Source organism: Chryseobacterium sp. SNU WT5 (assembly GCF_007362475.1).
Lineage (GTDB): Bacteria > Bacteroidota > Bacteroidia > Flavobacteriales > Weeksellaceae > Kaistella.
The window spans coordinates 2175106-2198323 of sequence record NZ_CP041687.1; the positions used below are offsets into that span (position 1 = coordinate 2175106).

Sequence of the window (23218 nt, forward strand, 5' to 3'; positions counted from 1 at the left end):
TAAAAGGGTGATGAAACTGTTATTTCTTTTGTGGTAAAAATTCATTTTCTTCAACCAGATCACGGATTTTAAATTTTGAAAAATAATTAACTCATCATCAATTGATCGCCGTGCAAAACCAGACGGGTTTTTAAATTATTGGTGAATAATCCGCCGGTTCCTAAACCTTGTGGGATTTTTGCATTTTTCGTAAATGTATATTGTGCGATGGCGTTTAGGCCAATATTGCTTTCGAGTGCAGAAGTGATCCACCATCCAATTTCATTATTTTCTGCTAAGGAAATCCATTCATCAGTGCCAGAAATCCCTCCAACCAATGAAGGTTTTAAAATAATATACTGTGGATTAATCGTTTCTAAAAGTTCTTTTTTGTCTTTGAAATTTACAATTCCTATTAGTTCTTCATCCAATGCTATGGGGGTCGGAGTGATAGAACAAAGGGCACTTATTTCTTTGATGTAACCTGCTTTTATTGGTTGTTCAATAGAATGGATTTCCAATTCCGAGAGTTCCTGCAAAACTACTCGGGCTTCTTCATAACTAAAACCACCATTAGCATCAACGCGTAATTCTAATTGTTCTTTAGGAAATTTTTTTCTAAGCTGTTTTAGAATAGCTTTTTCAGATTTCCAGTCAACACCAATTTTTAATTTGATACAGTCAAATCCTTGATTTAATTTATCTTCAATCTGTTGTTGCATGAAATCTGCAGTTCCCATCCAAATCAAACCATTAATTTTTATAGAAGATTTTCCTTCCGTAAAAGTACTCGGGAAATAAATATCGTGACCATTTTTCAGGTTCAAAATAGCTTGTTCATAACCAAACCAAATTGAGGGAAAATGAAGCAACTCCTTTTGAAGAAATTCTCTACTTTCGTTTATATGATTGCAAAGCCATTCCAGTTTGTTTTTGTATTCAGGAACATCATCATAACTCAATCCACGGAAAATCCCACATTCTCCAATTCCTTTTTTATCGTTCTCGGTAATTTCAAGAAAATAGGTTTCTTTGGTAGTAAGAATTCCGCGTGAAGTCCCACTGGCTTGTTTGAAATTTAAAAGATATTGTTTAAATGTGGCTTTTTTCATGACTTATACGATCAAGAATTGGTGAGAAGTATGTTTTTTAGATCAGGTCTAATTTCATCTGTGGCAGAAATCGGTCTTTAATTGAAGACTCCCTTTTACCGTAGGTTATAAATCCGAATTTTTTATAAAAATTTTCAGCTTGAGGCTCAGCCTCTAAGGTGATTCGTTTTGGAGCTTCAGCTTGCACTTTCAATAAAAAGTCCAGCATCAGTAGCTTTCCATAACCTTTACCGATATATTTTGGAGAAAGAAAAAGGTAATCTAATTTAATTTCCATCTCAGCTACCATTAAATAAGAATAGTAGCCGATTATTTCTCCGTTTAAAAGTAATTTATAAATCTCATTTTCTTCAATGTACTCAGAAGTAATCGTTAAATCTCTTTTCCAGCTTAAAAGTTGTGTTTGTGAATAACCCCAAAAACCTTTTCCCTCAAAAGTTATTTGAGTTAACAGTTTATGATCTGAAGATTCTGCTGGTAGGATTTCAACTGTTTCCAACGAAATTTAATTTGATGAAAATTATACCGATTCATTTATTCCAATTCTCTCATGAATTCTTCGGCTTTATCTACCATTGTAGTGCTTCCACAGAAGAAAGGGACTCTTTGGTGTAGTTCTGTTGGCTCAATTTCCATAATTCTTTGAAAGCCGTCAGTACACTTTCCACCAGCTTGTTCTGTAATAAAAGCCATAGGATTACATTCGTACAGTAATCGAAGTTTACCATTCGGTGATTGTGAAGTAGATGGATATATATAAATACCTCCTTTAATCATATTTCTATGGAAATCAGATACCAAACTACCAATATAGCGGGAGGTGTAAGGACGGTCTCCCTCTTCTTGCTGACAATATTTTAGATATTTTTTTACTCCTTGCGGGAATTTAGCGTAATTACCTTCATTGATCGAGTAAATGTTTCCGCTTTTGGGGAACTGCATATTCGGATGAGAAAGGTAATAGGTTCCTAAACTTGGATCAAGCGTAAAGCCATTAACCCCATTTCCGGTGGTGAAGACAATCATTGTGGATGATCCGTAAACTACATATCCTGCTGCAACCTGATTTACACCTTTTTGTAGAAAGTCTTCTAAAACAACAGGTGTTCCTGGTTCTGAAACTCGTCTGTATATTGAAAATATAGTACCTACAGAAACGTTGACGTCAATATTAGAAGAACCATCCAATGGATCGATCAACACTACATATTTACCCAAATGTGCATTGTGGCTCGTTCTTATTTGCATAAAATCGTCATTCTCTTCAGAAGCTATTCCACAAACGACTTCACGTTGAGATAATGCTTCTATAAAAATTTCATTAGCAAGAACATCTAGTTTCTGTTGCGCTTCACCCTGAATATTATCATTTCCTGCTTTTCCGATAATATTAGCAATTCCCGCTTTGTTTACCTGGCGGTTAACCATTTTGGAAGCGAGACGAATAGCACTCAGTAGGCGAGAAAGCTCACCGGTAGAATACATGAAATCTTCCTGTTTATCGATAATAAATTCACCAAGGGTTTGAAACGACTGATCTTCCATTTTTTTACTTTTTGGGTTTTTACAAATTTCGGAAAATTCTTTTGATTAAAGGGTATTTGTTTTTTAATAAATGGCAGGTCTTTGATGAAGTTCCTTAAAAGTGGAGCCTATTTATGTTTAAAAAAAGTCTTTAAAAAGAGGGTTTGTACTGAGAATTAGCCAGTCGTTTTTTTTATTCATTCTAAATTAATAATTTTGATCCTTGCAATTTTTAAAATGTTTTGCAACTCTTAACGGAATAATTAATTGATAAATAAATATTTGGATGAAGGTTTTTAAATTTGGTGGTGCGTCGGTAAAAGATGCGCAAAGTGTGAAAAATGTAGCAGCAGTATTAGAAACTCAGGGTTTTGAAGGGTGCCTTTTAATCGTTTCTGCGATGGGTAAAACAACCAATGCTTTGGAGAAGGTAGTGGAGAATTATTTTGCTAAAAAAAATTACCAGTCCGAAATTGAAAATGTAAAACTTAAACATTTAGAGATTTCTGAAGAATTATTTGAAAAAGGTCATTCCGTTTTCGCTGAAATTTCACTTTTCTTTAGTGATATTGAATCTTTTTTGCGAAGAAATAAATCTCCAAATTATAATTTCGTTTATGATCAGGTTGTAAGTTGTGGGGAATTAATTTCTTCAAAAATTTTAAGTGAATATTTGAATGATATTCAGTTTAAAAACAAGTGGTGCGATGCGCGTGATTTTATAAAGACAGATCACAACTACCGCGAAGGTAATGTAAACTGGGAAGAGACTGAAAAGAAGATGGCAGGTTTTGATCAGCATACATGCTATGTTACCCAAGGATTCATAGGTTCAGATGATCATAATTTTACGGTTACTTTGGGTAGGGAAGGCTCTGACTATTCCGCGGCTATTTTTGCTTATTGTATGAACGCAGAAACGATGACGATTTGGAAAGATGTGCCGGGAGTGATGACTGGAGACCCAAGAAAATTTGATAACGTTTCCCTGCTTACGCACCTCTCCTATGAAGATGCAATAGAAATGGCTTATTACGGCGCGTCTATTATTCATCCAAAGACTCTTCAGCCTCTTCAGCAGAAAAAGATTCCTTTCTATGTTAAATCTTTCTTAGAACCTTTAAATCCAGGAACAAGAGTGGGGTCTAATGAAAGTAAAAGTGACAAAGAATCTTTTATTTTAAAGGAGAATCAGCATTTAATGCGAATCGCTACTCGAGATTTTTCCTTCATTGCAGAAGATCATTTAAGTCAAATTTTTTCTCTTCTCGCTAAAAACAAAATCAAAATTTCATTGATGCAGAATTCTGCTATTTCATTAGATTTATGTGTAGAAGATATTTATGATTCAATTGATGAACTAGAAAAAGAGCTTCAGCAGGAATTCAAAACTGAAATTATTAAAAGTGTTTCCCTCTATACGATTAGAAATGCTAATTTAGAGGATTCAAATAAAATTTATCAAAACAAAAACGTACTATTGGAACAGATTTCTCAAAAAACAGTCCAAGTGGTAACTAACTAATTGCTTATGAGCCTAATATCTAAAAGTGATTTGATTAAAGCGTCAGGATTGTCTAGACTGGGTTTTCTGAAAAATCCCGCTGCCATAGCACTCATGCGTTTTACGAAAATAGATAAAGTCAATCAGATGTATGATGCTCTGAAAGACAAGACAGGAAAAGATTTTTTCGATTCGTTTGTGCGGTATCGTGACCTAAAATATATTGTTTTTGAAGAAGATTTAGCAAGAATACCCAAAACGGGCCCTTTTATTTTGGTTTCTAATCATCCTCTTGGAGCGATTGATGGTATTTTAATGACTAAAATTCTCACGGAAATTCGACCTGATTTTAAAATCATGGGTAATTTTTTATTGGAGAAAATAGTTCCGATGAAACCTTACGTAATTTCTGTGAACCCTTTTGAGAACCGAAAAGAGTTGAAGAGTAGTTCTGCGGGAATGCGGGAAACATTGAAACACTTAGAAAATGGAGGTTGCATTGGAATTTTTCCCGCGGGAGAAGTTTCTAATATGAACAATGAATTCCGGGAAATTCTCGATAAAGAGTGGCAAAAGCCAGCTTTGAAATTAATTAAAATGGCAAAAGTTCCTGTTGTTCCCATGTACTTCCACGCGCAGAACAGTCGGCTTTTTTATCAACTTGCAAAACTTCATCCCGACTTACAAACGATTTTATTACCATCTGAAATGATGAATAAGCGCGAAAAACCGATTCGAGTCCGTATTGGTAAGCCCATTTCGGTAAAGGTTTTGGAGGATCATGATTCTGTGGAAGAGATGGGTGAATTCCTACAGAAGAAAATCTACCTTTTAAAGTCTTACTATGAAAAGCGAAAGTCCTTGGCTGACCGCTTAAATATCCCAAATTTGAAATTAAATTTCCCTTTAATGAAGGAAGAAAATGTGGTGCAAAACATCATTGATGAAACTCCACAGGAAGATATTATTAAAGAGATTGATGAATTATATAAAAAAGACAAAATGCTTTTCCGAAACGGAATATATGAAGTTTTTTTCTCTTCTTATAATGAGATTCCTTCCATCATGCGGGAAATTGGTAGGCAGCGGGAGTTAACTTTTAGAAAAATAGGAGAAGGGAGTAATTTACCTTTTGATCTAGACGAATATGATGAGCATTATCACCATCTTTTCCTTTGGGATAATAAAGAACGAAAATTAGCAGGTGCTTATCGGATGGCTTTAGGAAACGAAGTGATGAAGAAACATGGTATTGATGGTTTCTATACAAGTTCACTTTTCGAATTTGATCCTGAGCTTCGCCCTTTCTTTCGCAAAGTGATCGAAATGGGACGGGCGTATATCTCTTCCGAATATCAGCAGAAGCCATTGCCTTTATTTCTTTTATGGCGCGGGATCGTGCATGTTTGTTTAAGGAACCCTGAACATAAATTCTTGATGGGTGGCGTAAGTATTTCAGATAAGTTCTCGGAGTTTTCGAAGTCTTTAATGATCGAATTTATGCGGTCACATTATTATGATTCAGCAGTTGCACAATATATACACCCTAAACATGAGTTTAAGGTAAAATTAAAAGACCGGGACAAGCACTTGTTTTTTGATGAGGTCGAGGCGGATTTAAATAAACTGGATAAAATCATCGATGATCTCGAACCAGAAATGCGCTTGCCTGTGTTAATTAAAAAATATATCAAGCAAAATGCAAAGGTCATCTCTTTCAACGTAGATCCAAGCTTTAATGACGCTATTGATGGCTTAATGTACATTCGAATTAGTGAATTGCCAGAGAGTACTATCAAGCCTGTTTTGGAAGAAATGAGTGAGCAAATACAGCGCGAAGAAAATAATAGCGTTGATAATCAATAATATTAGGTTTTTTTATTAAAATATCTCATTAATGATTTGTGAGTTTAGGATAAAGTTATTACTTTTGCACCACTCAATTAACGAAAGGTCTCTTAGCTCAGTTGGTAGAGCAATGGATTGAAAATCCATGTGTCCCTGGTTCGATTCCTGGAGAGACCACTTTAATTTAATCACTTACTTTATTTAGTAGGTGATTTTTTTTTAGATTAGATTTGAGTTTAGAACAAATGGTGATATAATTTTTTTCACAAATGACAATAAAGATCATTCTTACGGACCTGTACGAGTTCTTACGCAGACCTAACGATGAGCAAATAAAACTCAACTTTAAAAATAAATTTCAATTTATTCTAATTTTATTAGGCTTTGAAATCGCGATATCATTGGCTGTTATTTTTCCATTGATGTATTTGATTAATGAAATTACGCCTATAAAGCAAGATCGCTTCGACTATGCAGATACTTTTTTTAATTCAATATTATATTGGGTTCTTATCGTTCCTGTCATTGAAGAAATCATGTTCCGGTATTTTATGAGATTTACCAAGACGAAAAGCATTCTTTTTACGAGAAAAGAGTGGGATAAGATATTTCCGTTTTTGGTTTATATTCCTGTAATCTGCTTTGGTTTAGTCCATATCAGTAACTTTACAAACGATAGTACTTTATTCTATATTTTATCTCCATTACTGGTTATTTCACAGCTTACAGGTGGTTTAATCATTTCATTTATTCGGGTGAGATTAAATTTTTTGTCTGGCGTAATATACCATTGGTCCTGGAACTTTTTATTTGTGATCGCTCTACCAGTGGTATTAAGTGTTTTTATGCAGTCGTACACTGAAAAAACATCGGAGTATCAGATTTCAATCGATGAAAAGCATTTTTTCGATAAAGAAAAAGATCAGGTTTTCAAAATTGACAGTACTCAAAATAGGCTGAATGTGATACATTTAGAACAGTATTCAATGCAACATTTACTTGATTCCTTATACTCAAAGAACAAATATTACGTGGACGATGTCTTGATTAATCTTGATTTTAAATCAAACAAAGGTTTGAATAAAGAAGCGTTCTTAGAGGTTTTAAAGAAAGAGTACGAAATCAAGGATCACTTTGAGTAATTTTGTAGAAATTTTAATTAGTATTATTCTTTTGTAATACTATGATTTTAATCTTTATTTCAACTGACTCTTAATCCGCTCAATCAACATCGTGATGATTCTTTTGTTATAATCCTTGCTTTCCAAACTGTATCTTTCTAATTCTTCTTGGTTAAACATTCCAATGGTCATTCCGATCATGGTGTTTTTTAGAACACTATCTTTTTGAAGACTTTGTTCGATAAATACCTTTTTCTTTTCTGGTTTCAGGGTAACGGCATCAACTTTTTGTCTTTCGGCGTACGTTTTAAACAAAGCTAAATAAAGTTCGTTTTGTAATTTTAAAACAGGTCTTAAAGTTTGGTTTTGAAATCTTTCTATTTCAGAATTGCTTTCTGAAATAGGTATTTCCAACGGTTCTCTTAATTCTAATTTGCTACTCATGCAGGTTTTTATAATTAGGTTGATTTCTTCTTTGAGGAACGAAAATTAGGTAATGGTCATCATACCGTAACTTAATCGGGAATGAATTGCCTCTTTTAGATATAATTATAGAATGATTTATAAGTTTCTTTAAAAACGAAAAGCCCTCTAAGAAAACTTAGAGGGCCCTTTTAATATTATTAATACTTATTTCTTAATGAATTTTACTGTTTTAGAATCTGAAGACCCATTTAGTTTCAACAAATAAATTCCCGCAGCAAGTTTTCCTACAGAAGTCGATTTTTGCTGTTTAAGGTTATCTTGCTGTACCATTTGTCCATTGATACTGTAAATTTGATACCCGTTGAAAGAAGATAGATCTCCTTTCATATTAAGTTGATCTTGTACAGGATTTGGATTGATCGATATTGAGTGTGCGTTACTGCCTGATTCATCGGTAGCCATATTTCCTAAAGATTTCACACTTAAGTCAAATTTGCCTTCTGCAAAGTCGATTAGGCTTCTGTTTCCAACATTAATATAATACATAGTTCCTACCTGACTTACAAAAGTTCCTGTTTCCGTACCTTGATATCCGGTTTCATCAACACTTACTACACATGAAGTTGCAGCGCAGGTACCTTCTTTTACAACAATCATGGGATCCCAAAATTCTGTCGCTTTAACTTTAACTTCTATTTTTTCTCCAGTACCCAAAAACGAATACCATACTCCATCATTGGCTACTTCTATTCCGTCGCAAGAAACATAACCTCCATTATTGCTTGAATAAGTTGCATCTACAGCTTTGATAAGCGGCAAAGTTGTGATTGCTTCTGCCGTAGAGCAGTTGTCATTTGCCACTGCAGCTCCTGTTGTAAACGAACTCGTGCTACATCCTGTAGCTTCACCATTGCTATTTGAAGGATTAATAGTAACATAATAAGTAGTTTCAGGATCTAATCCTTCTGCAAAGAAATAATCCAAATAAGTCCCATTATCATAATGATTCGTAATATCATTACCGCCGGGTGTAGTTCCTACAGTTACAAAATATTTTGTAGCACCCGCTGATGAATTGTAATCTATTTTAGGTAAAAATTCCACATTCGTCGCACCGTTCGCAGGTGATGTTACTGTCGTACATTGTGGGGCAACTGCTGGTGCTGTAAGACCTAAAAGTGTCACATTAGGCAGATAGCTATACGATGCTTTTGAAGTGCCTGCTGCTATGTTAGTAGGATCTATAACACTTCCTCCGAAAAGGTAATACGCCTGTATAGTGCTTAATGCAGGAGCTGAAGTACTTGAGAATTTATCCGAAGAACTTCCATAGTTTGGTGCTATTTCATTCACTGCTATAACAAGGTTATCAACATTATTGTAGGTGAATGAATCACTGAAATTAATTGTGGTAACTCCGGCCGAAAAAGTAAGGGTACCATCAAAAACTTTGGTCATACCTGATGTAGGAAGATAGTCAGTACTGTTGGAGAACACGCTTTTTGCAGTATGTCCCAACCAAACCTGTATTTTATTGGTGTTGTTAAACATCGCTGTAGAACTGCTTGACTTGTAGCGAAGACCTGTAATTGCACCAGAAGCTCCGATCGCACTTTTCAAATAAATACTCTGCGAATAGGAATAACTATATGATCCTGTAAATGGTGCAGATCCGAAAGTTGTTCCGTTTCCAATGGTAATTTGCGCATTAATTACTAACGATGCGAAGATCGTTAGTAATAATAATAGATTTTTTTTCATTTTGAGTGTTTAATTATTTATGATAATTTTTTCATTTGCTTTAAAGTTTAATCCTTCGATATTTACGAGATAGACCCCTTTTGTTAAATTTCTTACATTAACAGGTTCTCCGTCTTTAACATAGGTTTTACTAACCAGTCCTCCGGACATGTTATAGATCGTTACCAAAAGTTTTTCTTTTACCGTACCATTTTTTATGTAGAACTCATCTGTAGCGGGATTCGGGAAAAGGGTTAACTTACTATCCTCAAGTGACACATTTGTTGCAGATAATTCAGCTTTACATTTCGCTGGATAAGTAAAATCTTCGACCTGGTCGGTAATCAACTTTTTATTCCCTGCTGCCGCATTTACTCCAACTCCTCTTTTTGCGAACGCACCCCAGATAAGACATTCGTTTTGGCCAGCATTAGCTAGGGCGTCTGCTTGTATGATGGCATCACGACCCTCTATGAAACCAGGATTACATCCTTGTAATTTCAAAGCATCAACAACAAGTTGCAATGCTTTTGCGTTTCCAGCCGTTCTATTGTTAACAACGTCGGCTGCGTAACCATATTTGTCAATCATTTTCCATGTCATGTCCCATAAGATCGTAGCGTATACAAATCCCACACTATGTACATCGATTTGGGTTACATTGTTGGTGTCTTGGTAGGACATCGCATTGGTATCTGCATAGGTATAATTATTAATAGCAAAGTCAGGGGAATATTTTGCCGGTCTAATTCCGCCACCAGTCGTTGCTTCGCCTGTCGCAAAAGTCCCAACTCCTCTCGCAACTTGTGCTGTAGCACCTGGTTGATACGTAAGCATCATTGCAAAATAATCAGACCATCCTTCTCCCATTTGTTCGGCAGAGGTAGATTTGCTTAAACAACCATATCCTGTTCCAGTCATTCTGTTGGAAATTCCGTGACCATATTCATGGATTACGATACCGTTGTCGAGAGATCCATCCACATATTTATATTGGGTTTTATCATCTTCTAACTTAACAGTTACAGTTTGAGAGGTCATCAATGATTTTAGGTAATCGCCATCGTCATTTTTAATCAAAATTGAAGGAATCGTAATTGTAGTATCTGTGCCACCCATTGGTCCAAATGTAGAACTTGCCAGTGGATTGTAAATGACAACTGCGGTCGCTCCAGCATCCTGCGCAGCTTTTACTTTCATGACAAAATTACAGCTGCCACGCTCTACAAGGGCAATATTTCCATTAATAGCAGCGCCGTTTGTAAGCGCAGTACATCCATCTACAGGTTGAGCCAGTTTTAAGGTTCCAGTTGCTGGTTGACTTTCTAGAGACGGACCAAACGAAGCTAATTTGCTTGCAATATCTCTACTTACTCCAGCTACAGGTGAGGTGATGAAAATATTTTGAATTGATTTTGGACTCCAAAGGTACATCTGCATTCTAGGATATAAGATTGATGATCCTTCGTAACCTGGTCCAAAATTAGCGTTATCTAATCCTCCTCCATCTTGAGCTTCTGCTCTTACATAATCACCACCAGTTCCGCCTTTTCCCAAATTTGAATTTTGAAAGTTTTTTGCTGTTTCAGTAAATCCAAAACTATAAAAAACATCGTGCATCATGTTATTTACATAAAATAAATTGGTGATCGCAGCATCTTTATAATTCTGTGCATTTTCATTAATATTTAGTGGATAATTAAACACTAAATTAGCAGCAAACGGCGAGTTTCCTGGTTCGTTTATACCCGAAGAATCATCGTAGGCATATACATTGTTTCCTTTAGTTGTATTGTAGGAATTGTCCCCATCATTATGCCACCCGATTGGCGAAGAAGTGGTCATCCACGGATCGCTGATCAAAGATCGAGGTCCGAAAGTGGGTGCTTCAAGTGGAAAAGCAAAAACGTTATAACTTGCGGTCGCAGCTGCTTGTTTTAGTTGAGTTGATGATTCTGTATTTTCGTTTTTTAAGTTAAGAGTATTAAGATTTGCATTGCCATGGTCAACTTCATCGTGACGGAAATTACAGGAAATAGTAGTTACTTCATCGTGAATGACAGATCCGGTATTGGCATCTACAATCGTCATTTTTTCAAGATCTCCGCTGTGGTAGCCCAATCTCCAGGACAAAACCAATTGACCGTCTAGTGGATAATAAACAAGATGACCATCAACCTTTTCATTATTGATGGTGTTTTTACCTTGTGTGATATTAATTGCATCATTTATATTAAGAGAAGGTTTTGAGTTATTTTGTTTCATTGCAGAAGATAATGGTGAAAAATTATCTTTTTCTGTAATAACTGCTCCGTCTCTCAATACTAAAACTGCGTCCGAATACATAACAGGCACGCCGTTCATCTTTTGCTGAATATTGATAACTGTTGCTTTAAGAGAGGTGGACGGGTCAACATTATTAATTTCCCACTCATTGTAAGTATTGCTATTTGTTTTTAAGCTGGAGGTTTTTTGCGCCAAATACCCTTTGATAATCGAAGAGTAATCCTGTGCGTTTACCGTGTAAACTAGACCAGTCAATACGAATAAAGCAATAGTCGTTATTTTTTTCATCTATTAAATTTTTGCCAAAAGTATACAAAATATTCTTAATATTTGATAGTTATTTAATATTTACGTAATGTTTTTGCCAGATTTATTCGTACTTGATACTTTCGTCTTAAGGTAAAAAAAGTATGAAGATGTCTATAATTGCTATGTGTTCAATATATTTTATACCTAATTATTGAATATTATGAGAATAATTCATTTTTAGTACGTTTCAAGCCTTCGGTTTTTGAGGTAATATTCTTTAAGAAACTTTTGTAAATGTTAAATATGCAATTCAGCTTTTGCATTTTTTTTCTTAAGAAAGGAAGAGATTGATTTTTTAACAGTCGCACTAAAACACCCATCAAAGATTCAGTTTTAAATAATAAATTTTTAAAAGGTGAAAAATATTTGCCTGAAATTTGATAGGTTTTAAATCCGATAGAAATTTTAATTTAAAATATAGTACTATGGTTGAGGCCAGCGAATACACGTTTGATTTTTGGAAAATGTTATTTGGAGATTTCACAATCCTCATTTACCTGGAAATTATTCTTCGAGTCGTTATCATTATGGTTTATACCATTTTTATGATCAGATGGATTGGTAAGCGGGTAGTAGGTGGTTTGGGTAGTGCTGATGTTTTATTGATAGTTGCGATGGGAAGTGCAGTTGGTGATGCCATGTTTTATCCTGATATCCCACTCTCTATCCCCATAACAGTGATTACATTAATTGCAGCCTTTCAGAAGTTATATGTTTACGTAGGGATAAAATACGAATCTATACGAAAGGTAACGGACCCCAAAGTCATGAAATTGGTGGAAAATGGAAAATTATTAAAACAGAATTTCACAGAAGATGACATTGATGAAAATGAAGTTTATATGCTTTTAAGACAACAAGGAATAAAGTTTCTATCAGAAGTTGAACACGCATATTATGAGCAATCTGGTGTATTGAGTGTCTATAAATTTGAAAATCCAGTTTTAGAAAATTCTATTTTACCGGAACATCTCGAGAGCTTGAAAAGTAAAGAGAGAAAATGACCTAAGTAGTAGCTAACTTTATTATTATTTTAAGATATAGTATATACCGTACGCTTTTATCTATTTTAATCTGATTGGTTTGTTCTGTTTACAAGAGACTAAATCCGTTCCAGTTCATCTCCACTGATCTGCGTTTTAAACATTCCATAATTCACGGAAACCTTTCCATTCTTCTCAATTTTTTCTATTGTTCCGATACTCGTAGAGCCTTTAATTCTTACGCGCTGACCAACTTTCATCCATATAGCACGTTCTTTTTGTCGTTTGTCTTCCAGCTTATCGTTGGTTTCTTCAATCTTTTCCTGAACGTCCACTTTCTTTAGTTGCTGGGTAATCTTACGTTTTACAATTTGCAGTTTTTTATTTTCATCTTTATCTGTACCCAATTTTCTGAACTTTTCCTGCTCTAAAATTTTAACAAAATCTGCAACAACTAGCTTTCGTGATTTTCCTTTAACATAAGAATCAATAAATCCTTCGATTTTATTTCCGAACTGCAGCTTTCTGTGCTCGTCTTCGTAGAGTTTTTGAAAATTAAAAAGTTTTTGCTGAAGTTGATCATTAAGTTTTTCGAGATTTTCCTTTTTATTTTGGGTAGAATCTCTTTTCTCGGCCAAATCAGTTTTGATTTTCTCGATTTCAAATTTTTCCTGCTGCAGGCGCACAATAGTTTTATCAAGGTTTACGATATCGTGTACCACTTTTTTCTTCGCAGATTCGATAATAAATTTTGGGATTTTATTTTTCGTTGCAACTTCAAACGTAAATGAACTTCCTGCCTGTCCAACTTCTAATTTATAAAGTGGTTCCAATGAATTTTCGTCAAAAAGCATCGCGGCGTTAATGGCGTGTGGAAGTTGTTCGATCACCAGTTTAATATTGGTGTAATGGGTGGTGATAATCGAAAAACTTTTCTTGTCGTAGAAAAATTCGAGGAAACTTTCTGCCAAAGCACCACCTAATTCGGGATCGGAACCAGTTCCGAATTCGTCAATCAGCAATAAAGTTTTTGAGTCGGCTTCTTTAATGATTTTGGCCATTTTCTTCAATCGGGAAGAATAGGTAGAAAGGTGGTTTTCAATAGACTGATTATCACCAATGTCAGTCATGATCTTATCAAAGAAAAACATTTCAGATTTCGGGTGTACTGGAACCAAAATTCCACTCTGAATCATTAGTTGTAGTAAACCGACGGTCTTTAAAGTGATCGATTTTCCACCCGCATTTGGACCTGAAATACACAAGATGCGATTTTGCTCTGTTAAGGTTAGCGTTTGGGGGAATATTTTCTTTTTTTCTTCTTTATTTCTAATGAGTAGCAATGGGTGAAAAGCACTTACCAATCGCATGGTTCTGTGGTGGTTTATTTTCGGTAAGATTCCACCTATTCTTTCGGCAAATTTTGCTTTTGCTCGGGTGAAGTCTAGATCGAAAATATATTTTTGATAAGAATAGAGCTGGGATTGGAATTCTGAAATTTCAAAGGTCAGCTTTCGCAATATTTTATCAACCTCTTTTTTCTCCTCTTCAATATCTTCCCTCAGTTTAAATTGATGTTTTACTACTGATTCTGGCTGAATATAAGTAATAGAACCCGTTTTAGATACTCCTAAAACCCTGCCGGCAACTCTTTTCTTATAACCTGATTTTACTGCTAAAACTCTTTGGTCATCTACGATGCTTTCTCGAATATCATCCAGGAAATCAGTGTTGGTAAGCGAGGTTAGCGCTCTGTTGAAGTTTTCTTGAATTGCTTTTCGAGCATGAGAAATATCTGCCCGTAAATTTTTTAGAATGGGTGATGAATCACTTTTTACTTCACCAAACCGATTAAAAACCTTATCAATTTTATCAATGATCTCCTTTCGGTATTCTAGATCTTTAACATCGATATTGAGGTGAAAAAACAAATCGTCATACGCAGGAAAGAATTTTTGCAACCTCGCAATTTGTTCTGTAAGACTTTTGATTTTGAGAAAAGATGCATTGTCTAATCGAAAATTTTCGATGAGCATTAGCTGTAGTTCCTCTTCAATATCTTCATATTCGTTAAAGGGAATGGCATTGTCACTTTCGAAACTGGAAAGATACTCTGCACCTTTTTTTAAGGAAAGCTCCGCATCTTCAATTGCAAACGGGCGAAGGTTTTTTATTTTTAATGCTGTTTTCTTAGAAAATGCATAAGGTGCAATCTCCGCTAACAGTTCCGGAAATTCTAGTTCGTCTAAATCGTCTTTTTGTATATCCACCTTGCAAATTTAATGAGATAATCTGATAATTGTATGATGTGATTTATTTACAATCATTCGATTTATCAAATGTCTATCTTTGGGTCATGAAATTTTTTACGAAACGCCTGGTTTTAAGAATGATTACGGAACATGATGCAGCTGAAATTTTCAAGATAAGAAGTGATCAGGAGATTAATCGGTTTCTTCACCGAATTCCTCCGAAAGATTCTTTTGATGGCCTCGAATTTATATTAAATATTAAGAAGAAATCAGCGAATAATGAAATAGTGTTTCTTGGAATTACTTATCAAAATGATCCTCAGTTATTGGGAACGATATGTTTGTGGAAATTTTCCAATACCAGAGACCGCGCCGAGTTAGGGTATGAATTACTGCCTGCTAACCACGGAAATGGAATTATGTCCGAAGCTGCAAATTTTTTTTTAAATTATGGATTCAATGAATTAAATTTAAAAACGATCGATGCATTTTCCAATAAAGATAATTTTAATTCCATTAAATTACTTCAGAAGCTAAAATTTATTTTGAATGAAAATCGGCATGATGAGAAATTTCCAGAAAATCTTATTTTTGAACTCAATAATCATGATATTTCAACATTAACTTAATTATACTACTACCAAATGACTTGGACTGAAATTCTGGAACCCATAAAAAATACCGACTATTTTCTGAATCTTTGGCAAAAAGTGGAATTGGAATATTCGACTGAAAAATGTTTTCCACCTAAAGATCAAATATTTAGAGCTTTGGAATTAACTGATTTTGACAATGTTAATGTAGTTTTTATTGGTCAGGATCCTTATCACAATGATGGCCAGGCGAACGGCTTATGCTTTTCGGTCTCTGAAAATGTCACGGCGCCACCTTCGCTTAAAAATATTTTTAAGGAACTTTACGATGATCTGGGAATACACAGAACTAAAAAAGAGCTTGATGATTGGGCAAATCAGGGAATTTTACTTTTAAATGCCACCTTAACGGTTCGCGCACATTTGCCTAATTCTCATAAAGATCTGGGTTGGAGTAAATTCACCGATTTTATTATTCGAGAGATCTCAGAGAAGAGAGAAAATGTAATCTTTGTATTGTGGGGCGCTTTCGCACAAAAAAAAGAGGAACTGATTGATTCCTCTAAACATTTTATCGTAAAATCTGCACATCCATCACCATTTTCTGTATATCGTGGTTTCTATGGCAGTAAACCTTTCTCTCAAATTAATGATTATTTAAAAAAGAATAATCAAAAACCTATTTCATGGTAGGTCCGTTATTTTTAGTTGGAGCATTTTCTTTTTCAAATTGAAGTGCTACTTTATAACTTCCTTTTAGTGCATTGAATCCTTTTGCTGATGTGGTTTCGGGAGTCAGTTCTATTAAAGATATCTTGTACCCATTAAAGCTTTGTGACTGGAAAAAACCTCTGCTTTCACTTCTTGTAGTACTGATTTGTAAAGTCGTAGGTCTGGTATAAGTTCCCATTACTTCAATTTCTGCAATGGCATTTCCGATCCACACGCAGTTCACATCTTTTGGACATCGGCTGTCTTCTAAAACTCTTTTAAAGGTGACATTCATTTCATATTCTTTAAGGAACTTATTTTCTCCTTCTTTCAGATAGATGATTCTTTCTTGAGGTGATTCGTCGGATTCTTTCACTTGTGTTTTTGGATTGGTTTCTTCTTTGTTAGGAGAAGAATTTATTGGGCTGTCTTTGCTGTCTTGAAGTACAATGTTAGAATCAAGAGAAGACTGTTTTTTGGCTTTTATCTCTTTCTGCGTTTGACAGGTGGTCAAAGTTAATAGGGAAAAAGAAGCGATGAATAATTTGTAGATCATTTGTTTAGTGTTTTATAATATCAATTATCACTACCAAAAACATTGCCACTCCTACAATGAAATTAAATCCAGTGCCATATAGAAAACCAATCATGGCTCCTTTGGTTGAATTCCAGGCTTTTTTCTTATCGGTCGCATCATGTAAAAGCTCGCCGATGAAAACGCCTAAAAACATTCCGATCAAAAATCCAAAAGGAAGTGGAATAAAAAACATTCCCGCCAAAGTTCCTACAATAGATCCAATACTGCCCCAACGGGTGCCTCCGTATTTGCGATTTGTTCTTGCTGGGATTACGTAATTTAAAATAGCAGATAAAATGGTTAAAACTACAAATATCCAGATGTAAACCATTGAAATGGGAGCGTCAGTACCGAATTTATAGATTAACAGGCCTGCTAAACTCAATAAAAGCCCAGGTAGAACGGGTAAAAAAGTACCAAGGATTCCCACAATTAATAAAATAATACTTACAAGCTGAATTAAAGCGATGTCCATAGGTGATAAATTTTGTTAAATGTACTTATTAATCTGCGAAAGACAAACGGAATTCCTATTTTTGCTGGAATGAATAAAGAACTTGCAGACACTAAAGATTTTCTGGTCAACATAAGTGATTATATTCACTATTTTGTTAGGGCTAACGTCGCGGATAGTTGGGTCTTAATAGTCCAGATCCTGTTGAAATTTATCTTTTTTATAGGGGTTATTTTCGTAGTTGATTTCTTATTTAAGTTATTAATTAACACGGTTTTTAAACTATTTTTCGATAAAGAGAAATACCCGATTTTGAAATCGGTTTATGTTTCGAAAATAACCAACTCTATATCGCATATTAATGCGCTGCTATTCGGTAGCTACGCACTCTTTTCCGTCTTTAGAAGGCATCCACGAAGCCATGAATTTTTAGAAAGAATGATTGGTTTGTTCATTGTTTTAGTTGTGGCTCAAATGCTTCTGCGTGGAGTAACTGCTTTCAGGAATTACTTTGTTATCAAAAAAGATTATTATAAGATTATTGCGCTTAATGCGGTTTCACAGACCATTAATATTTTTGGAATTTTTGTTTGTTCTGTGATTGCGATTAGTGTATTGTTTGGAATCAGCAGCTCTACCATTCTTGGTAGTTTAGGAGCAATTACGGCAGTTTTAGTCTTGGTGTTTAGGGATACCATTCTTGGTTTTGTGACAGGAATCCACGTTGCAACTTCAAAGAATTTAAAAGTGGGTGATTGGATCGGGATTCCCAAGTATAATCTTGAAGGAACGATTGTGGATCTCAATCTTTTAACAACAAAGATTGAGAATTTTGATAAAACCATTTCAACAATTCCGACTTATGATTTTTTAACCACTGAGATTAAAAATCTTCAGGTGATGTCGGAAAGTAACACCCGGCGGATTAAAAGATCGCTTATTTTTAATATTAAATCTTTTAAATTTTTGGATGATGATATGATTGAGCATCTTTCTAAAATTAATTTGATTAAAGAGTATTTGAGCGGGATGAAGTCTGAAATCAGTAAGGAAAGAAATCCTGTGGAAAATGGTGATCTTAAACTCAATGGAAGACAATTAACAAATATCGGGGTTTTCCGAATGTATGCTTTAAACTATCTTAAAACCAATAAACATATTGATCAAAACGGAACTTTGATGGTTCGCCAACTTGAAAATACACCGCATGGGATGCCTTTAGAAATTTATTGTTTTACCAATGACTCGGCATGGGAAAATTATGAAGTGATCATGGCAGATATATTTGATCACCTTCTGGTAGCCTCCAAAGAATTTGATCTGGAAATCATGCAGTTCAATAAAATTTAGAAAAATGACAAAACTTAGCGTAAATATTAATAAAATAGCCACGATCAGAAATGCTCGTGGAGGTGAGCTACCTAGCGTAACGGAAGCTACAATTAAGTTACAGGCATTTGGTGCACAAGGAATAACCATTCACCCAAGGCCAGATCAAAGACATATCACTCGAAAAGATGTTTATGATTTAAAACCTTTAGTTCATACTGAATTTAATATTGAAGGAAATCCCCATCGTCCTTTCATCGATATGGTTTTGGAAATTAAACCAGAGCAGGTAACCTTGGTTCCAGATAGTGATGATGCCATTACATCTAATGCAGGCTGGGATTGTGAGAAGCATTTAGGATTTTTAAAAAATGTGATTTCTGAATTTAAAAATGCAGGTATTAGAACTTCTATTTTTCTTGATCCTGATCCCGGTATGGTGAAATTTGCCAAAGAAACTGGTGCAGATAGGATAGAACTTTATACGGAAGCTTATGCTACTAATTACTCAAAAAATAAAGAAGAAGCGATCAAGCCTTATGTCGAAACTGCATTGGAAGCAGAGAAATATGGCTTGGGAATTAATGCAGGACATGATTTAAGTTTAGATAATTTAAAATATTTTGCAGATCATATTCCTAATTTAGTAGAGGTTTCCATTGGTCATGCGTTAATATCGGAAGCACTTTATATGGGACTGGAAAATACAGTGCAGGCTTATCTTAAAAGATTAGCAAAGTGGTAATTGTTTAAGTGGTTCTAACCACTTGTAAAATGAGTATCAGAGATAATTATATTAATTCAAACTTTAATTTTTTTTAATGGAGATCCTACACTCAAAAATATATGGAGAAGATCAATCCGGAATCCCACTTTTGGTTTTTCACGGCCTTTTTGGAATGCTTGATAATTGGGGCAGTTTCGGAAAAGAAATGGGAGCGTTTTTTCCGTTACATTTAATTGATTTAAGAAATCATGGGAAAAGCTTTCATTCTTCAGAAATGTCGCATGATAACCTGGCTGATGATATTTTAAACTACATGAATGCACATAAACTCCATAAAGTGAATTTGTTAGGACATTCCCTAGGCGGAAAAGCTGTAATGCAGTTTGCGATGAATTATCCGGATAAATTAGAGAAACTCATCGTAGTAGACATCTCACCAAAAGCATATCCTCCTCACCATCAAGGGATTATTAAAGCTTTGGAAAGTGTTGATTTTCAAAATATCACTACAAGACAGGAAGTGGAGGAAGTATTACAACAGTACATTCCTGAAAAATCAGTTATTCAGTTTTTAGCAAAAAACCTATATTGGAACGATGATAAAAAACTGAGTTGGAGGTTCAATCTTTCTACGCTTTCCGCGAAGTATTCAGAATTTGTTTCTAACGCAATAAAATTTGGAGTGTTTGCCGGAAAAACTTTATTTGTTTCAGGAGCGAAATCGAACTACATTTTACCACAGGATGAATATCTGATCAAACAGCAATTTCCTAATGCTTCAATTGTGACCATTAAGAATGCTGGACATTGGGTACAGGCAGAAAATCCTAGCGACTTTAATGAAGTAGTGAAAGATTTTTTAGTGAAATAATTTTTAAAAATTTTATATAGAAATCTAGCTTTTCGAAGTTCATTTTATCAATCTTACCTTAGAAAATATGGTTTTAGTCACAGGTGCAACTGGAATTCTCGGTAGAGTTATTGTTTTAGAATTGCTGAAGCAAGGAAAAGAAGTGCGTGTAACAAAGAGACCATCAAGTGACATACAGGAGGTTCTGAAATCATATCGTTTCTATACCGATCAACCAGAAATGTTTTTCAATAAGATAAATTGGGTTGATGTGGATTTTGAAGATAGTGATTCAATCGATGCCGCGCTCCGTCAAGTTACAGAGGTCTACCATTGTGCAGCTCATGTAAGTTTTCATCCAGATGATCGACGTTCGATGTATCATACCAATATTGAAGGAACCCGCCAGCTCTTATTCTCCTCTCAAAATTCCGCTGTTCAAAAGTTTTGCTTTATAAGTTCTACCGCGGTTTTAGATGGTATGAATGAAAAAGGTGAAATTTCCGAAGATTCAGATTATAATTCGAAAGTTAATCATTCCCCTTATGCAAGATCGAAACATTTTGCTGAAATGGAAGTTTGGCGAGCCTCAGCGGAAGGATTAAATACTATCATCCTCAATCCAGGTGTTATCATTGGGAGTGGAAATTGGTATTCCAGCAGTGGAGAAATATTTCATGCATTTTCCAAATATCCTTATGCGATGAGTGGGAGCACCGCCTATGTTGATGTAAGAGACGTGGGCAAAATTGCGATCTCTTTAATGGAGAAAAATCGGTTTGGAGAAAGATATGTACTAATTTCAGAATCAAAGAAAATTTTAGAAGTTGCTAATTTCGTTCGTGGGAAACTGGGAAAATCAAAAGCGAAAGTGATATCAAAAAATTTTTTGACTATTGGTTACGGGTTACATATTTTATTTGGTTGGCTTATTCCACCATTGAGAATGCTGAACAAAGTCAATTTAGAAACAGTAACTTCCCATCCAGTTATTTCGAATCAAAAAATAAGACAAGAACTAGACTATCAATTTATACCTGTTTTTGAAAGTCTTGATTTTCATCTAAAGAATTATATCTCAGATCACAATAAACTATGAATATTGCAGAGTTCCTAAATACAAATACAGCTAAATTTCCGAGTAAACCCGCTATAGGTTTTAAGAAGAAAGAAAAATGGACCGAAATTTCCTGGTCTGATTTTCGAAGATCGGTTTTCAAGACCGCAAATGCATTGCGTGATGCTGGGATCAATGAGCATGATAAAGTAGCGATTTATTCTGATAATTCTGCAGAATGGATCGTAATGGATTTAGCTATTTTGTCTTTAGGCGCAGTTACTGTTCCTATTTATTCTACCAATAATGAAGAACAAGCCGAGTATATTCTGAATGAATCTGAATGTAAAATCATCTTGGTTGGAAACCAAGAGCAATATGATGCAGCTTTTGAGATTCTAAACAGAAATCAAATTTTACAAAAGGTTCTCGTTGCAAAAAAATCAATTTGGATCAAGAAAGAGAATAGTGCCTACCTGGAAGATTTTATAAAAAAATCAAACGAAGATTTACAAATCGTTGAGAAAAGGGACAGCGATCTGGCTACAATTATCTATACTTCTGGAACAACGGGAGTTCCAAAAGGAGTGATGTTAAGTCATGGAAATTTCCATAAATCCGTAGAAGCTCACTTTAATTTCTTCAAATTTAAGAACTTTGAACAGGAAACTTCGATGGCTTTCTTACCACTAACTCATATTTTCGAGCGAAGTTGGACTTTACTGGCTTTATATGGTGGAGCAAAAGTGTATTTTCTTGAGAATACAAAATTGATCGCCAGTGCTTTAGCAGAAGTGAAACCTACGGTTATGTGCGCAGTGCCTAGATTTTATCAGAAAATTTATGCTGGTGTTCATGAGATGGCAAATAACAGTTCAGCTTCTAAAAAGAAAATCTTTAATTGGGCTATTAAAACGGGAACCGAAGTTGCGGAATTACGAAGATTAAATAAAAATATTCCTTCGTCCTTAAATTTAAAAAATAAAATTGCCAACCTTATGGTCTTTAACAAGATCAAGAAAAAAATGGGTGGTAAACTTTGGTTTATGCCTTGTGGTGGAGCTTCTGTTTCTGCAGAAGTTACTCAGTTTTTTGAAGCATTGGGTATTCATATCACTGTAGGTTATGGATTGACAGAAACTACTGCGACCTTAACTGCTTTTCCTTTTCATCATTTCGTACATGGTTCAGCTGGAATTCCGTTTGGTGACACTGAAATAAAGATTGGTGAGAACGATGAAATTTTAGCCAAAGGAAGTGGTATTATGAAAGGTTATTATAAGAAACCTTCTGAAACTGCTGAAGTATTCACTGCTGATGGTTGGTTTAGGACGGGAGATGCCGGAAAATTCGACGAAGCTGGAAACTTAGTAATTACCGATCGGATTAAGGATTTGATGAAAACTTCCAATGGGAAATATATCACACCACAACCCATTGAAAATCTGCTTTCTAATAATAATTTTATCAATCAAGTGATGATTATTGCAGAAGGGAAACCTTATGTCACCGCTTTAATAATTCCTAATTTTGAAGCTTTGCAGGAACAACTTGAGAAAAAAAATATTCCGTTTACATCATGGGAAGAAATAGTGGAAACAGATAGTGTTAAAGAATTTTATAGGGAAAAAATAGATGAGATCCAAAAAGGTCTTTCTGGTTTCGAAAAAGTGAAAAAGTTTACCATAATGCCTGCTGAATTTGAAATTAACAGTGGTGAGATCACTCCGACTTTGAAAGTGAAGAGAAACGTAGTATTAAAGAAATACGCGGATGTTGTAGATAAAATGTATAATTCTTAGATCTACTTTATTATATAAATGAGTCTTTGTAAAA

Annotated in this window: 20 protein-coding genes and 1 tRNA gene; 12 read left to right on the top strand and 9 right to left on the bottom strand. The window is 34.8% G+C overall.

Annotation, left to right across the window (positions count from 1 at the left end; genetic code table 11):
• Window positions 1–86: 86 nt before the first annotated feature.
• Genes FNJ88_RS10275 through fbp form a run of 3 tightly spaced genes read right to left on the bottom strand, consistent with a single transcriptional unit; the run spans window position 87 to window position 2636 of the window.
• Window positions 87–1091 (bottom strand): o-succinylbenzoate synthase, encoded by a 1005-nt coding sequence (locus FNJ88_RS10275; RefSeq protein WP_143853029.1) that lies wholly within the window; start codon window positions 1089–1091, stop codon window positions 87–89.
• 37 nt (window positions 1092–1128) lie between these two features.
• Window positions 1129–1590, bottom strand: a complete 462-nt coding sequence (locus FNJ88_RS10280; RefSeq protein ID WP_185145812.1) for a GNAT family N-acetyltransferase — start codon at window positions 1588–1590, stop codon at window positions 1129–1131.
• 35 nt (window positions 1591–1625) lie between these two features.
• Window positions 1626–2636 carry a class 1 fructose-bisphosphatase gene (fbp, locus tag FNJ88_RS10285; RefSeq protein ID WP_143853031.1) on the bottom strand — a complete coding sequence of 337 codons (1011 nt, stop codon included), beginning with the start codon at window positions 2634–2636 and terminating at the stop codon, window positions 1626–1628.
• A 265-nt stretch (window positions 2637–2901) separates the two neighbouring features.
• Here fbp and FNJ88_RS10290 point away from each other — a divergent pair, with 265 nt between their 5' ends.
• The 4 genes from FNJ88_RS10290 to FNJ88_RS10305 all read left to right on the top strand — a co-directional run bounded on the left by FNJ88_RS10290 (window position 2902) and on the right by FNJ88_RS10305 (window position 7109).
• Entirely contained in the window at window positions 2902–4140 is a 1239-nt protein-coding gene (locus FNJ88_RS10290; protein WP_143853032.1) for an aspartate kinase, read from the top strand.
• 6 nt (window positions 4141–4146) lie between these two features.
• On the top strand, window positions 4147–5985 hold the full coding sequence (locus FNJ88_RS10295; RefSeq protein WP_143853033.1) for a lysophospholipid acyltransferase family protein: 1839 nt from the start codon (window positions 4147–4149) through the stop codon (window positions 5983–5985).
• Between the two features lie 86 nt (window positions 5986–6071).
• Window positions 6072–6144, top strand: a tRNA-Phe gene (locus FNJ88_RS10300).
• A gap of 92 nt (window positions 6145–6236) precedes the next feature.
• A complete protein-coding gene (locus FNJ88_RS10305) occupies window positions 6237–7109 on the top strand; it encodes a CPBP family intramembrane glutamic endopeptidase (RefSeq protein WP_143853034.1) in 873 nt (290 codons plus the stop codon).
• Window positions 7110–7163: 54 nt separating this feature from the next.
• Here FNJ88_RS10305 and FNJ88_RS10310 read toward each other — a convergent pair whose 3' ends face one another.
• From FNJ88_RS10310 to FNJ88_RS10320, 3 genes are all read right to left on the bottom strand, one after another.
• A complete protein-coding gene (locus FNJ88_RS10310; protein WP_143853035.1) occupies window positions 7164–7532 on the bottom strand; it encodes a glyoxalase in 369 nt (122 codons plus the stop codon).
• A 186-nt stretch (window positions 7533–7718) separates the two neighbouring features.
• Window positions 7719–9275 (bottom strand): T9SS type A sorting domain-containing protein, encoded by a 1557-nt coding sequence (locus FNJ88_RS10315; protein ID WP_143853036.1) that lies wholly within the window; start codon window positions 9273–9275, stop codon window positions 7719–7721.
• Between the two features lie 9 nt (window positions 9276–9284).
• Window positions 9285–11828, bottom strand: coding sequence for a T9SS-dependent M36 family metallopeptidase (locus FNJ88_RS10320; RefSeq protein WP_143853037.1), 2544 nt, complete (start codon window positions 11826–11828; stop codon window positions 9285–9287).
• Window positions 11829–12274: 446 nt separating this feature from the next.
• Here FNJ88_RS10320 and FNJ88_RS10325 point away from each other — a divergent pair, with 446 nt between their 5' ends.
• Window positions 12275–12853 (top strand): DUF421 domain-containing protein, encoded by a 579-nt coding sequence (locus FNJ88_RS10325; RefSeq protein WP_143853038.1) that lies wholly within the window; start codon window positions 12275–12277, stop codon window positions 12851–12853.
• 98 nt (window positions 12854–12951) lie between these two features.
• Here FNJ88_RS10325 and FNJ88_RS10330 read toward each other — a convergent pair whose 3' ends face one another.
• Window positions 12952–15102 carry an endonuclease MutS2 gene (locus FNJ88_RS10330; protein ID WP_143853039.1) on the bottom strand — a complete coding sequence of 717 codons (2151 nt, stop codon included), beginning with the start codon at window positions 15100–15102 and terminating at the stop codon, window positions 12952–12954.
• A 119-nt stretch (window positions 15103–15221) separates the two neighbouring features.
• Here FNJ88_RS10330 and FNJ88_RS10335 point away from each other — a divergent pair, with 119 nt between their 5' ends.
• Both FNJ88_RS10335 and FNJ88_RS10340 read left to right on the top strand, forming a co-directional pair.
• The gene (locus FNJ88_RS10335; protein WP_228414521.1) at window positions 15222–15713 is read left to right on the top strand and encodes a GNAT family N-acetyltransferase; all 492 of its coding nucleotides are present in this window, start codon (window positions 15222–15224) and stop codon (window positions 15711–15713) included.
• Window positions 15714–15728: 15 nt separating this feature from the next.
• Entirely contained in the window at window positions 15729–16370 is a 642-nt protein-coding gene (locus FNJ88_RS10340) for a uracil-DNA glycosylase (protein ID WP_143853041.1), read from the top strand.
• Here the strand turns inward: FNJ88_RS10340 and FNJ88_RS10345 are convergent.
• Entirely contained in the window at window positions 16357–16944 is a 588-nt protein-coding gene (locus FNJ88_RS10345; RefSeq protein ID WP_143853042.1) for a hypothetical protein, read from the bottom strand. The genes FNJ88_RS10340 and FNJ88_RS10345 overlap by 14 nt on opposite strands.
• A gap of 4 nt (window positions 16945–16948) precedes the next feature.
• Window positions 16949–17440, bottom strand: coding sequence for a DUF456 domain-containing protein (locus tag FNJ88_RS10350; protein ID WP_143853043.1), 492 nt, complete (start codon window positions 17438–17440; stop codon window positions 16949–16951).
• Window positions 17441–17509: 69 nt separating this feature from the next.
• On the opposite strand from FNJ88_RS10350, the gene FNJ88_RS10355 reads away from it, so the two are divergent.
• The 5 genes from FNJ88_RS10355 (at window position 17510) to FNJ88_RS10375 (ending at window position 23184) form a co-directional block, all read left to right on the top strand.
• Window positions 17510–18769, top strand: a complete 1260-nt coding sequence (locus tag FNJ88_RS10355) for a mechanosensitive ion channel family protein (RefSeq protein ID WP_143853916.1) — start codon at window positions 17510–17512, stop codon at window positions 18767–18769.
• Window positions 18770–18773: 4 nt separating this feature from the next.
• Window positions 18774–19493: a pyridoxine 5'-phosphate synthase gene (locus FNJ88_RS10360; protein ID WP_143853044.1), complete on the top strand. Its 720-nt coding sequence runs from the start codon at window positions 18774–18776 to the stop codon at window positions 19491–19493.
• Between the two features lie 76 nt (window positions 19494–19569).
• A complete protein-coding gene (locus FNJ88_RS10365; protein ID WP_143853045.1) occupies window positions 19570–20346 on the top strand; it encodes an alpha/beta fold hydrolase in 777 nt (258 codons plus the stop codon).
• A 67-nt stretch (window positions 20347–20413) separates the two neighbouring features.
• Complete coding sequence (locus tag FNJ88_RS10370; protein WP_143853046.1) at window positions 20414–21424, top strand: NAD-dependent epimerase/dehydratase family protein; 1011 nt, start codon at window positions 20414–20416, stop codon at window positions 21422–21424.
• The gene (locus tag FNJ88_RS10375) at window positions 21421–23184 is read left to right on the top strand and encodes an AMP-dependent synthetase/ligase (RefSeq protein ID WP_143853047.1); all 1764 of its coding nucleotides are present in this window, start codon (window positions 21421–21423) and stop codon (window positions 23182–23184) included. Before FNJ88_RS10370 ends, FNJ88_RS10375 begins: the two co-directional genes overlap by 4 nt.
• Window positions 23185–23218: the final 34 nt, after the last annotated feature.